The 14,318-nt window shown below is 51.9% G+C and carries 8 protein-coding genes; all 8 read left to right on the top strand.

Going from position 1 to position 14,318, the window contains the following annotated elements; genetic code table 11:
* From SH410x_RS17100 to SH410x_RS17065, 8 genes are read left to right on the top strand one after another with little or no spacing between them, the layout of a single operon-like run.
* Positions 1-507 carry a BrxE family protein gene (locus tag SH410x_RS17100; protein WP_473669200.1) on the top strand — a complete coding sequence of 169 codons (507 nt, stop codon included), beginning with the start codon at positions 1-3 and terminating at the stop codon, positions 505-507.
* A complete protein-coding gene (locus SH410x_RS17095; protein WP_473669198.1) occupies positions 500-1,315 on the top strand; it encodes a BrxA family protein in 816 nt (271 codons plus the stop codon). Before SH410x_RS17100 ends, SH410x_RS17095 begins: the two co-directional genes overlap by 8 nt.
* Positions 1,290-1,859, top strand: a complete 570-nt coding sequence (locus tag SH410x_RS17090; RefSeq protein WP_473669196.1) for a BREX protein BrxB domain-containing protein — start codon at positions 1,290-1,292, stop codon at positions 1,857-1,859. Before SH410x_RS17095 ends, SH410x_RS17090 begins: the two co-directional genes overlap by 26 nt.
* Complete coding sequence (gene brxC, locus SH410x_RS17085; RefSeq protein ID WP_473669194.1) at positions 1,856-5,515, top strand: BREX system P-loop protein BrxC; 3,660 nt, start codon at positions 1,856-1,858, stop codon at positions 5,513-5,515. Before SH410x_RS17090 ends, brxC begins: the two co-directional genes overlap by 4 nt.
* Positions 5,516-5,524: 9 nt before the next feature.
* On the top strand, positions 5,525-6,793 hold the full coding sequence (locus SH410x_RS17080; RefSeq protein WP_145167964.1) for an AAA family ATPase: 1,269 nt from the start codon (positions 5,525-5,527) through the stop codon (positions 6,791-6,793).
* Positions 6,794-6,797: 4 nt separating this feature from the next.
* Positions 6,798-7,451 (top strand): DUF4276 family protein, encoded by a 654-nt coding sequence (locus tag SH410x_RS17075; RefSeq protein WP_473669191.1) that lies wholly within the window; start codon positions 6,798-6,800, stop codon positions 7,449-7,451.
* A 1-nt stretch (position 7,452) separates the two neighbouring features.
* Positions 7,453-11,757 carry a BREX-1 system adenine-specific DNA-methyltransferase PglX gene (gene pglX / locus SH410x_RS17070; protein ID WP_473669189.1) on the top strand — a complete coding sequence of 1,435 codons (4,305 nt, stop codon included), beginning with the start codon at positions 7,453-7,455 and terminating at the stop codon, positions 11,755-11,757.
* Positions 11,758-11,764: 7 nt separating this feature from the next.
* The gene (locus SH410x_RS17065) at positions 11,765-14,302 is read left to right on the top strand and encodes a PglZ domain-containing protein (protein ID WP_473669187.1); all 2,538 of its coding nucleotides are present in this window, start codon (positions 11,765-11,767) and stop codon (positions 14,300-14,302) included.
* Positions 14,303-14,318: the final 16 nt, after the last annotated feature.

Genomic DNA, 14,318 nt, shown 5'->3' with positions numbered 1-14,318 from the left:
ATGGCGAACAATTCAATCATCGACGGACTCCTAAAAGCACGACTTCTGGTCGCGGCATTGGGTGAGCGTGTCAGTGAACCTTGGTGGAAGAGTCAGTTTCTTACGCCAACAGGAATGAACATTGGGCAGCGTATCTTCCCGAGAAGCACTGGGGTTGCTGCGCTCTCTTCGGCGACCGTTGCAGCCAGACGTGATCACGATGATAAGACCGGGCTTCGTTCGTTTCATCTGTTTCGATTTCCTTCGAGTATTGAGCACCAACTGGTTGATGTTGCGAACGAGTTTGCCGACTGGTCACTGCCGACCGATGTTGCCGACATCGTTCGGCTATTGCAGGAGATGTCTGAAGGTAGTGATGTCAAGTTTGCCAAGGGACCGAAGTCGCTCGGCAAAGTTGCAGAGATAAACAAGGCTTCGACGCCACGGGTCATTGCCTCGCTGTATGCCGCGTCCATCGCGAAGAAACAGCGAGTGTATCCCTACTTCGAGGCAGCGGACGATGAGTAGCGTAATGACAGACCATATAAGCGATCCCTACACGATACGCATCTCGAAAGGAGCCGCACTCCTTCCCGAGACTCGGCTGCTTTTGCGCGAATGGAGAGTTGATGAGGATTCAAGCAGCTTGGCTGAGCGTGCCCTTGAAGATGACCTCTTAGGAAAAGCCACGGCACGCCGTGTTCGAGATATTGTTCAGCGATGTTTTGCGCCAAGGCTACTCAACCCTGATGGCTGTCCCGCACGCCATCTGAAGCGACTCGTTGAGAACCGAAGTTCCAACGACTGGTTCCGGGATTTGTGTCTTCTGTACGCGGCTCGTGCGGATCGCCTGCTTCGGGATTCAATCACCGTGTTCTTAGCTGACGCAATGAACGAAGGGCGGTTGTCCGTCTCCGTTGACACAGCGGTGGCATTCCTCTGTGAAGCTGAGGAAAACGGGATGATGGAATCTGCGTGGGCGGCGGAAACAAAGAAGAAGGTTTCTCGCGGTGTCCTAAAATCTCTTGCTGAATTCGGACTCTTGTCTACCGACTCTCGTAAGCCGAGGCAGATTCTCTCTTTTCGACCGCATCCCGTCGCTGTTGCCTATCTGGCTTACGACCTGCATTTCTCTGGCAAATCTGACGCTGGCGTTGTGGCTCATCAGGACTGGTCGATCTGGCAGAGCAATAAAGCAGTTGTTCGTGAAAGCCTTGATGAACTTAGCAGACACGGTTTGTGGGTCTTTCAAGCTGCAGGCAACGTCGTTCGCATTACATGGAACGCATCAACTATGGAGGAGGCTGTAGATGTCCTCGCTGGACTCAACATTTGAACTACTTCAGTCTCAGTTAAAGGGAACGGACGCACTCAATCCAGCAAAGAGTGATCCGGTCTTTTACTTCATTCATGCGCCTGAAGAGACACTCGAACTGAAGCAGAAACTGCCTCTCTGGGCAGCAAAACTGCGGCAGGATGACTTGCAGGTACAAACCGTTTCGATGGCGGAACTGGCGTGGAAGATTATCGATAATTCGGGGCGATGGGAATCATGGCTCGAAGCTGAACCAGATGCCGAGCCCGCTGATATCAACAGTGCGATGAGAGATGTTTTGCGTGGAGATGATGGACTGATTGGGGAAGTAGCGGCATTGGTCTCTGAGCCGGTCGAGAATCGCGTCCTGTTTCTCACAGACACCGGACTGCTGCATCCGTACTTTAGAGTTCGCACCTTAGAAAGCGGACTTCATGATCGAGTGAAAGTACCAATGGTCATCTTCTATCCGGGAAAGAGATCGGGGCAGTACGGCCTCAAGTTTCTTGGGTTCTACTCAGTTGACGGAAACTACCGATCAACGTTGGTCGGAGGAACAGCATGAGCGAAACGATTCGGCAGCTATTTTCAACTGATCGCAAGATCGATCGGGAAATTGAGAAGGTCATTGATTATCAGCGTGATGATCCCGACTGGCTCGAACGAGAAATCAAAGAGTACGAAGTCACCGACAATGTTGAGGCTTGCTTCAGGAAGTTTGTCGAGCACTTTGGTGCCGGCGTACGCACCGGTGACATTACAGAAGTTGGGATTTGGGTTTCCGGCTTCTATGGATCTGGTAAGAGTTCGTTTACCAAGTACCTTGGCTTTGCGCTTGATCCAGATCGAAAGATCAACGGCACACCGTTCATTGATCTTCTGAGCGATCGTCTCAACTCACCTGCTGTTGAGTCTGAACTCAAGACTCTTGCAAAGAACGAGCCTACCGCTGTCATCATGCTCGACCTCGGAGCGGAACAGTTGGCCGACACAGCAACGGCCCCGGTCACTAAGGTTCTGTATTGGAAGGTTCTGCAAAAGATCGGCTTCTCGAAGGAAAAGAAACTCGCAGAGCTGGAATTTCGGCTCGACAAAGAAGGCAGGTACGCAGACTTTCAGAAGGCGTACAAGAAGAAATTTCCGAACAAAGGTGAGTGGAGTGACATCCATAACGACCCTTTGATCGCAATGGCACGCGCTGACCAGTTGGTGCCACAGTTTTTCAGTGAGTATGAACCGGGAGAATTCCGAAGCACAAAGTTCGAGTTGGAGTTGAACGTTCGTGAGCTTGCTGAGCGAATGGTGGATTTGGTTCGCCGGCACTTCAAGCACCAAAACGTGCTATTCCTGATTGACGAAGCCGGCCAGTATGTTGCTCCGCGTGGTGAGTTGATTCTCAACCTTGATGGTCTAGCTCGAAACTTGAAGGAGCTTGGCAAAGGGCGTGTTTGGATTGCGGCTACCGGTCAGCAAACGCTTCAGGAAATTGTCGAACAAGCGGCATACAACTCTGCGGAACTCAACAAACTGCGAGATCGATTTCCAATCAGCATCCAGCTGGACGCTCGTGACATCAAGGAAATCACGTACCTACGCCTTCTCACCAAAGATCCAGAATCACACAAAGCACTCAAGGAAAGGTTTGGCAAGCAAGGTCAGAAGCTGATCACTGCGACCAAGCTCGAAGGGTGGTCGCTGTTCAATGCGGATCTGGACCCAGATACGTTTGCCCGCTTCTACCCATTCCTTCCGCAGCACTTTGATTTGCTGATGGAGTTGATCCGAACGCTGGCACGCTCGACCGGTGGTGTGGGCTTGCGATCTGCAATTCGAGTAATCCAAGACTTGTTGGTTAATGTCAGTCGAACTCCAATGCCAGCTGGGAAAAAGCCATTGGCAGATCGGCCCGTGGGAACACTCGCTTGCGCTGACGATTTCTTTGACACGTTGCGTAACGATATCGGCAAGGTGCTTCCACACGTTCTTAACGGGATTGAAAAGGTTGAGAGAATCTTCGCCAGCGATCCCTTTACCGTTCGTGTTGCGAAGGCCATTGCAGCACTTCAGCCCTTGCAGGAACACTTCCCAAGAACTGAAGAGAACATTGCCGCGCTGCTGTATCCAGAATTGGGTGAGCAACCTCAAGACCAACCAGTTAAGGATTCACTTGCCAAGCTGATTAGAGAGAAAGAATCGGGACTGGTAAACGATCCTCAGACCGGGGGCTACGGATTTCTCAGCGAAGGAATCAAGGTCTATCGCGACAAGCGAAACGAATACAACCCGACAGGCGGTGAGATCAATCGCCTTCGTTCGCAGTTACTGGCACGGATATTTGAACAGCTGCCGTCATCAATGCTGGAGAATATCAAGAAGGTTGAAGCTGGGATTTGCTACCAAAAGACGCCGGTTGTGGGCGAAGGCAACGATATCCAAATTCGCATTGAGCCGGCTTCTGCCGAGAGCTTTGATGCTCGTCGTGAAGATCTGTTGCTCTCTACGAACAACACGCGTGAATTTGAGAACACTGTGGCACTCTTGGTCACGCTCCCGGATGAGATTGAAGAGAAACTCATCGAAGCTCGGCGTTCCGACTTCATCATCGGCACCATCCCTGAACGTGATGCCGACAAAGACGTAGCACAGTTCCTGCGAAGTGAACGCGCCCTGATGAACAAGAGTCAGGAAGAAGCTCAAAAGCTGATTGAGCAGACGCTGTTGCAGCAGGGCCTATTCATCTTCAAATCACAACCAAAGCCAGTGAAAGAGCTTGGCAGCACTCTCGATGCAGCTTGCCGGCAGATCGTGGGTGAAGTTGCCAAAACAGTCTTTCCCAAATTCAAAGATGCTCCGATTCGTCCAAACACTGACATCGCGGCAAAGTTTTTGGAAGTCGAGCGTCTTGACCGGATGCCCAGCGAGAAAGACCCACTGCAACTCGTTGCAAAAGTTGGTGGCAAATATGCCGTTCAGACAACTAAGGATGTCTTGGTTGAAGCACTACGCTGTTTTGCCGAGCTTGCCGAAGCATCCGGGTCTGGTCGCATTCAAGGCAAAGTCCTTCAGGATCGCTTTTTCCAATCGGAGTACGGTTGGACGAAGGATGCAACACGATACATCTTCGCGGCCCTGTTTCGAGCAGGTGAAGTTCAACTGCACACGGGGGAAGGGACAGTCACAACTCCCGGCCCACAGGCAATTGAAGCCTTCAAGTCAACCACATCGTTCAATCGAGCTGGTGTTTCGATTCGAGATAGTCGTCCGCCACTTGATGCAATGGACAGAGCTGCTCGAAGACTGGAAGAACTGTTCGCCATCGAAGTTCTTCCATTGGAAGAACACATCAGTCGAGCCGTACGCACACACATCCCAACAGTTCTCGAAAGTGTTGGCTCGCTGCCAGATCGACTCCGTTTGCTGCAACTTCCGGGACGGGATCGGGCTCAGCAATTGCTTCAAACGTGTGCAGACCTTTTGAAAGAAGACGCAAGCGGTGCGGCGATGGTCTTAGGGGCTTCTGACTGCAAACTGCCAGCTGACATCGAGTGGTCCAAGTTGGTGCTGAAAGCTCTGTCCGACGACGGAGAACGGCTTATCCGGGAAGCACAAAAACAACTCGACGCGATTGACGAGTTGGACGAACTGTTCAAAGGCGAGTCCTCGGTGATTCTTGAAGAAGATCAGCGTCAGACGGTTGAGACAATCAAGCAGAGTGAGAACTTCTTTGAACAGTTGCCTGCGTTACGTGGAGCCGTCCGTCGAATCAATGACAACATTTCCGCACGATTTACAGAACTGCGACAGCAGTTCGACGATCAACTTGAAGACTCTCGCAACGAATTAGAAGGCTTGCCGGATTGGGTCAAATTGAGTCCCGATGATCGTCAGGATATTGCTGGTCGAATGACATCATCGGAATTGCCATCCCAACCTCGACCAGACAGAGAACTCGCCGACCTGCGATTGTTGCTCACGCGTCGAATGGGCCTTGCAGGTCTGATGGACACGTTATCGCATGAGGTTCAACAACGTGTTCCCGAAGAGCAACCCGAAGAAGAGTTGAGTGAAGAAGAGTCTGAAACAATCGTCAACATCTCGTCAAAGGAACTTGTAGAGCCGGTGACGATCACGTCGGAAAACCTTGACGAGTGGATCAGTGATCTTCGAGAGAGATTGGTGACGCTCTTGAGTGAATACAAAGAAATCCATTTCAAGGATTAGCGGGGCATTATGGAAAACGAAAAGAAACTGACGCGACCGCATATTCGTGAATTGCGGCTTCGACGATTTCGTGGCTTCGAGAATGCACGTTTGGTGCTTAACGATTTCACGGTGATTGTTGGTCGAAATGGGGCCGGTAAGTCCACGCTGATGGAAGCGATTGACTTTGTGCAGGACGCAGTGACGCATTCCGTATTGACGGCGTTGGAACGCCGTGGTGGCATTAACTCGATTCTGCATCGCCCGAGCAGTTCCGGCGATATCCCAGAAAGTGTCGAAACGGTCGAAGGCACTAAACGTTCCGTTGGCAAAGACTTGGAAATTGCAATCGACCTACAGATCCCGCTGACACCAACAACGCATACGAATGTGCTGTATGGCTTCACGCTTAGTCCTTATCGCGGACGTTCGGGGTTTCAGGTCAAGCGAGAGTATCTCAGAACGTATCCGAAAGAATCGTTTTCGTTTTATCGGGAGGGTCGAACCTTCAACTCGGAGATCAGATCAGCAAAGCCATCGGTGCATCGCGAGTCGTTAGTCCTTCCGCTCGTGGCTGGGGAAGAGGACGTCTGGCAGATGACGCTTGACGTTCTGCGACGCATGCTCGTATACGATCTTTCACCGCAAATCATGCAGTCAGAGCCGCGGATTGGAAGTCAGGAGTCGCTCGCTCGCGATGGATCAAATCTTGGCGACGTGTTGCGACGCTTAGACGACGACAAAGAAGAGATGGACTGGATCATCGCTCACATGAATGCCGTGACACGCGATATTTGTCGAATCCGGGCAGGCGCTTCGGCGGGAAGGCGTGTTGTTCGTTTCACACAGACGATGGGCGGGAAAGACACCGAGTTCGTGGCGACTGACATGTCAAGCGGAACACTTCACAGTTTGGGAGTGCTAGTCGCGTTGCGGCAGAAGCCGGCACCATCGCTGGTTTTCATTGACGAAATTGAAGCCTCCATTCATACAGCGGCGCTTTCATCGCTAATGAATGCTGCTAAAGCAACCAGCACTGATCATTGCCAAGTTGTCGTTTCTTCACACAGCACGGACGCACTGTCACATGAAACTGTCAACGCCGACAATGTGCGAATTGTTGATTGGCAGTCGGATAGGAGTTACGTCTTTGGGATTGGTGAAGGCACGCGTGAATTACTGGAACCGCCTGAAACCGTGGGTCGGTTGCTTCGTTCTAATTCGCTTTGGAAGGAAGACCAGCCTTCAGAAGTTATAGGAGATCTTTTTCAGGTGGGCACCGATGACGGGAAGGACTAGGTACTTGATCATTCCAATCGTGGAAGGCGACGGGGAAAAAGACGCAGTGCCGATCCTCCTGAAGAATTGGTTCAAGTTCCGGCGTTTCTTCAATTTCTACACGACCGACGAAGCTGTCTTCGCACCGCAAAGTGCGATGATCGCTCCGTACGATGCGGAACGTGAAAACGGCATTGAGCACTATGTGCGACGGGCTCGTGCTGCACGGCCAGATGCAATCTTGGTCATATTGGATTCCGACAAAGAGTGCATTCAGCGTCGGGGGAAACCTGCTGACCAACAACTTGGCCCAGAACTGACGCGCCGAGCGCAAGCGGCAGCGGATGGAATTCCGGTAGAGGTTGTTGTTGCGAATCGTGAATACGAAGCATGGTTTCTCGCAGGCTACCGCCGACTGAAGCAACGCGGCGTTTTTCACACTCAGGTGAAGTTCCGCGATGGTTACGATGTCGAAGAACCGGGTGGCTCGAAACGCAAGGTATCCGAGTGCATGGCAACAACGAAGCCCTATTCACCAACTGCGCATCAGCCGCAACTGACGGCGGCACTCGGTTTTGGATCGTACATGGCAGGCTACTCGCCGTCGTACGGAAAACTGTTGAGTCGTCTGGAACGCATCACACAGCAAGCGCGAAGAAACCGCAGGGCGAGACGTTAGCATGGCATTTGACAAGACAACTCGAAACCACCTCGCAGGAATGGTCGCTGAATGCAGGCGGCTTCTCTCCGCTGATATCGGTACGCAACTGCAGTCGGTTTACGGCATTCAGCCGGATGGTACGGCATCGGATGTAACGAAACTTCGACTTGATGATCGAGGACGAGAGATCGCTACCGCGCTTCGGCAGTGGCTCGACCACTTGGCAGTTTCAGATTCGTCTGGCGATGAGGCAACACGCCGGAAAAATGCTGTGTTTCGTATCAAGCACGAAACCGCATTTACTTTTCTCAATCGACTTGCCGCCATGCGGACGTGCGAATGTCCCGAACGTGGGGACGGACGGCGTGGCCTGATCATCGAATGTGTCTCGAAGGGGATGGAATCGGCAGGGTTTCAGCTGTATGAGCAGTTGGCAAGGAATGCCATCGGTGATCGAGAGACGACCTATCGAGTTTTCCTTGAACACATGTTCGACGAGCTGGCGATTGATCTCGGGTTGCTCTTCGATCGTCGAGCCGTTCAATCACTGATCTTTCCGGGTCCAGACTGCCTGAAGGCCGTCGTCACGGAACTCAACAAACCTGACGTTGCCAACCTTTGGAAGTTGGATGAAACCATCGGCTGGATCTATCAGGACTTTAATGACGAAAAAGAGCGGCGGGAGATGCGTAAAGTTTCTGCGCCTCGCAACTCACGCGAACTGGCGGTGCGGAATCAGTTCTTTACGCCACGATACGTTGTCAAGTTTTTGACGGACAATACTCTGGGCCGAATCTGGTACGAGATGCGTACTGGTCAAACGGCAATCACCGATGAATGTGAATTTCTCGTGCGTCGAATGAATGAAGTGTTCCTTTCATCGGGGCAACAACCACCTGCGTCAGACGACGATGACACGGAGCTATCCCTCGAAGATGACTTTTTCGTTCCGTATCGTGCAAAGAAAGATCCTCGCGATCTAAAAGTGCTCGATCCTGCTTGTGGCTCCGGGCATTTCTTGCTGTATGCATTCGACTTGTTGGAGACGATTTATCTTGAAGCATGGGAAGATCAACGGCCACCGGCATCCGAAGCGACGGGGCGGACGTTAAAGGTCGATTACCCGACCGAAGACGAGCTGCGACGTGCGATACCAGAATTGATCCTTCGTCATAACCTGCATGGCATCGATGTTGATTCACGCGCATGTCAGATTGCCTCTCTCGCACTTTGGCTGCGAGCCCAACGCAGCTATGAAAAACTGCAAATATCGCCAGCGGATCGTCCGCGAATCGGCAAGTCGAACATTGTGACTGCTGAGCCGATGCCCGGAGAAGAAGACCTGCGTGCTGAGTTTATTGCAACGCTACAGCCACCACTACTCGGACAACTGGTTGAACGTGTCTTCGAGTCGATGGAACTTGCCGGCGAAGCAGGTTCACTTTTGAAAGTGGACGAGTTGATCAGCGAATCGATCGCTGCCGCGCAAAAAGAATGGACGAACCAATGGGAGAAAGCAAGAGACAAACAAGGAAATGAGCTGTTGTTCTCCGTCGGCGAGTTGGACGCCATCAAAGAGGACAAGCAGCAAACATTGGATTTTTCTGATGTCACAGATGACCAATTTTGGCACGAAGCAGAGAGCCGGATTGTCGATGCACTTCGTCGGTACGCTGATCAGGCTACAAATGGAGCATCGGTTCGTCGTGGGTTGTTTCAAGAGGATGCCGCTCAGGGGTTCGCGTTCATCGATGTGTGTCGGAATCGATACGATGTCGTTCTAATGAATCCTCCCTTTGGTGAGCCCCCGGTGAAGTGCGAAAAGTTCTTTGATGACGCATTTACTTTAACGAGCAACGATCTCTACGGAATGTTCTTTGAACGAACACTTCAATGGCTTTCCGAGGGGGGCAAGGTAGGCGCAATTACCAATCGTACTTGGCTGGGCTTACCCACGTTTGAGGAACTCCGCACGAACGTATTCACCAAACTTGGGGCCATCGAAACTGCTGCAGACCTCGGCTCTTTCGTACTGGAGGCACAGGTAGAAACGATTGCGACAATAATTGGCAAAGGTGCGACCGAGGAAACGGAAGCGATATGGACGCGACTCTTAAAGACTCGACGAAAAGAGGAGATGCTGTCCGAAATTATTTTGCAGGTGCAAAATGGCACGTTGCATCCATCCGCGTTTATCGCAAACGCGAAACGGTTCTTGGACATGCCGAAAGCCGTCTATGGATACTGGATGTCAACCGAATTGATCGAACTATATTCCCCAAAACATGCGATCAAACCAGATGTTGCGGATGTTAAGCAGGGACTCGCAAGCGGAAAAGATTTTCGTTTCCTGCGTTTGGCTTGGGAAGTTCCTCCGTCGGAGTTGTCACTGCAGGGTACTTGGCCCAGATTTGCAAAAGGCGGTGAATACTCGCCTTTCTTTGACGACATTCATCTCACCCTAAAGTGGATTCGCAATGGCGAAGAACTTATCGCGTTAGGTAGTGGACGCCCACAGAACACGCAGTTCTTTGGGTCAAGTGGTATTACGTGGCCTCGCCGCACAACAAGTCCGTTTGGGCCAAGAGTGTTCTCCAGAGGGTGCGCCTTCGGCGATAAGGGCCCAGCCGCAATCACAAAAGCAGGCTATTCGCCAGCCGTTTTACTTGGAATCCTCACGACCCGTCCGAGCAGGCTACTTCTCTCAGTCCGCCTTGGTGCTGGCGACAACGCGCCCGGCTCGGCCTCTAAATCATATGAAGTGGGACTAATCGGGGCTCTCCCATACCCGGATTTGTCTGATGATGCGGAACGACGAATCGGAGAGTTGACTAATCAAGCAATTGATGCAGTCCGTATCGCGCAGTTTGATGTCGATGAAACGACGACCGGTTTCACCGTTCCACCTGCAGTCAAGTTTTCTGCAAATACAATTCGTCAATCTACTATGCAATGGGTAGTGGAACGTGAACACCGACTGATTCAATGGTCTGAGTCTGAGCAAGGACTCGATCGTGTCGTAGCCGCAGCCTTCGGATTTACGGAGAGCGACTTTGAGATAATGAGTGAGGAGTTGGAGTTCCCACTCAACCAACTCGAATGCGTTGAAGCCATTGATGCTGACGTGTTCCGCGACGCGTACCTGACCAAAAAGGTGTTGCCCGGCGACCGTCTTCCCGGTGGAGAAGATGCTTCTGCGGATGTCCGAGTGGAATCTCGTCGTAAGAAGCAACAATCACTTCGTTCCGAAGCAACAATCTGCCGTTTGTTCGAGATCACACCAGCACGCTTTGCTGAACTTCGTCAGGAAGCTGAACTTCTGCGTTCAGAAGATTTGCAGGAAGTAGCGGCAGGGACGCTGAGTTACTTGGTTGGTGCTGCATTCGGACGGTGGGACTTACGGAAAGCAATTGATCCTAATCTTCGTCCCGACCTTGCTGATCCGTTTGCAGAACTTCCTGCGTGTTCACCGGGTATGCTCGTCGGCGATGACGGCTTGCCGCTCACGGCGGCACCTGCAAGCTACCCCATTACAATCGCCGACAACGGCATTCTTGTCGATGATCCCGGACTGGACGGACACCGCCCTCATGACTCGGATATTGTGAGCCGCGTGCGAGATGGCATCGCTCAGATTTGGCCGCATCACGCAGAAGCGATTGAACTGGAAATTTGCCAAACGCTTGGTGTGCAATCAATCCGAGAGTTCTTTCGGACGCCAAGTCATTTCTTTGCTCATCATCTTTCACGATACAAGAAGAGCCGGCGTCAGGCTCCCATTTACTGGCCTTTGTCTACTGCATCGGGCTCATACACGGTTTGGGTTTACTATCACCGGCTTACCGATCAGACCATTTACACCATCGTCAACCAATATCTGGAATTGGGAAAGATTGACGAGGTTCAGCGAGCAGTAACACGAACGGAAGAAGAACTGGCTGGGGCGAGCGGTGCTGAGCAAACGCGTCTGAAAGATCAACTTACTGAACAGCAGGCATTTCTGAATGAACTCAATGATTTGAAGACCGAATTGCTTCGGATCGCTGATCTGCCTTACCGCCCAGACTTAAACGATGGTGTGATCATCAACGCCGCGCCACTTCATGAACTGTTTCGTCACCGGCCTTGGTCCAATGACTGCGAAGAATGCTGGCAGTCGATTGAGAGTGGTGAATATGACTGGTCGCATTTGGCGTTCAACATTCGCACCGACGAAGTAACAGAAAAATGCCGATCGGATCGTTCGCTTGCCATTGCGCATGATCGAGAAGAACTGTTCGTGGCAAGTGCGGCACCGAAACGATCACGAAAGAAAAAGGCGTAGAGGCAATATGAGCGTAAGCACATTCATTCACCGCCGACTGGTCGATCTGCTTGAAGAGCAGCGTGTCGTCGTCTGGTATGACGCAGAACAGTCCTTCACGGAATTGGTCGCGAAACTCACCGTACCCAACTGCATCGTCGTCGATACATCGCTGTCAACTCTCCAGTCTCGACGTGAATCCGATCGTGTTCTGGCTGGGATCAACAACCCGGATGATTCGGAACTGAAGCACAAACATTTGCTGGTTTACTGTCCTAGAGGTCGTGGCAAACGAGAAGAAGAAAGGTACGAAGACCCGTTTGAGGTCTTCGCTGTTATTGGCGCGGCCTTTGGTGACGACGAAGGTGACAAGCTGCAATCGTTGGCACGGCAGGCAATGCCCGATCGATCTGGTGAAATCGATCGACTGTTCGATGAGGGTCAGCCAACGCTTACCATGCTCGACAATCTAAAAGTCGGACAGTCGTTTCCGCTCATCAAGGATTGTCTGGGCACCGATTCACCGATGGATGTGGTCGCCAAGGTTCTTTGTGAAAAGGGAATTGTCGGCAAGATAGAAGGGACTGCCGGCGTTATTGATGAACTGCAGAGGATGTTGCACGACGAGTACGGCTATTCGCCTCCACCGCGCAAGGCCAAAGTCGAAGCGAAGCTAGCCCCGTTGGGTGCGTATGTGCTGTTGTCAGAATTTGTATTCGACTTGCAGACTGCAGTGCCGGATGGACTGAGCGACCTAACCGTTGCCGACACTGCTCACCGAGACCGAATCTTTGCAGTCTGCGATCGAATGCGAAGAAACGATGATTTCCGTGAGGGCTACATTAGTTTGGCTCAGCGGTTGGAAGACGAATTGAAGCTTCGTGAATCGTTTGAAGACTGCGACCAACTTGGAGTTCGTGACACGTTCCCTTTCGAGGAACAAAGGTTCCTGAAGCGTCTGCCGGAACTGGTCAAGTCAGGTGACTTGGATGCTGCTGCCAATATAATCAACGCAAGACGCAGTTCGGTTTGGTCATCTCTGGGGGAACGGGCCCTGTTGTGGAAGGTCGCAGAGAGGTGTGTCGATTTCCTGCGAATAGCCAAGGTATGTGCCAAGAAGATCCTGCCACCATCGCAAAGTCCCAAACAGCACGTCGAGAATTATGTCAGTCGCGATAACGGGCTGTGGTTGATCGACCAACACCAGCGATTAGTAGAACATGGCTCAGCGAGTTGTTCGGAAGACGAGGAAATCGAACCGTTGGTGGATTTGTGTCGCAAAGAGTATTTCGCGATCGCCGGCAAGGCACAGGACTCGTTCTTGGAAGCTGTCGCCCGCGACGGATGGCCCCCTGAAGCAACGAGCCGGCACACGCAAACATTTGATAAGCATGTTGCACCTCTTCTGGCAGAAGGCGGACGAGTCGCCTACTTCCTTGTTGACTCTATGCGTTACGAAATGGGTCATGATCTGGGAGCCAGCTTGGAAGGTCACGGTAACGTCCGCGTGGAGTCCTCAGTCAGCATTCTGCCTACGGTGACGCCATTCGGAATGTCCGCACTCATGCCCGGTGCTGAAGCCGCGTGGAAGATCATCGAAAAGAAGAACGACCTGCTGCCTGCCCTTGGCGATGATGTGATGCCGGGAGTGACAGAGAGAAAGTCACTGCTCAAAAGTCGATTCGGTGACCGTTTTGCTGATGCCACACTGGAGAGCGTGCTTACGATCAAAGACAAGCGGCCTCCAAAACAGATTGCCAATGCAGATTTGGTCGTTGTTCGTACTCAGGAGATGGATGCCTACGGTGAAGTGATGCCGCTGTATCAGGCTCGTAAGCACATGAGTGGTATTCTTGGTGAATTGGTGACTGCAACCAACCGCCTAGCGAAGCTGGGTTACACGCACTTCGTGTACGTGGCGGATCACGGTCATGTACTTCTTCCCGAGATCGCTGCTGGTGACGCAATCAAGAAACCTCCGGGAGAATGGAAACTTGAGAAGCGACGTTGCCTGCTCGGTCACAGTACCGGGCCGGCCAGCGGGGTGACGATCATCAAGACAGAAAAGTTGGGCATTGATGTCCCTGTTCCAGAAATGGCCGTCGCATCGGGTTTCCGCGTCTTCAAAGCAGGTGCCGGATACTTCCATGAAGGGATATCACTGCAGGAGTGCGTTCTTCCGATCGTTGTTTTGACATCAACCAAGGCCAAACAAGAAACATCAAGTTCGACGGACATACAGATCCGCTACCGAACCGACAGCTTCACCAGTCCGATCATCGGACTGAAGTTGTTTCACAACAGTTTGTTTGATGAGGCGTTGCTTATTCGACTCGAAGCGTATGATGGGACCGGTGCGAAGGCCAATTCCATTGGTGAAGCAGCCGACTGTGACGCACGTGACCCGAATACAGGTTTGATTACGCTGGGCAAAGGCGAGACTCAGGTTCCTCTGCGAGTTGATGATGACTTTGAAGGAAAGCAAATTGAAGTGCGTGTGATCGCCGCCGATGGACCGGGTGTCGTTCTGGCAAGAAAAACACTGAAAAACAAAATGTTGATGTAGGGAAAATACCGTGTCG

The organism is Rhodopirellula sp. SH410 (assembly GCF_055811895.1).
The sequence above is the reverse complement of the archived record's forward strand: the minus strand, read 5'-3'. Positions and strand labels throughout refer to the sequence as shown.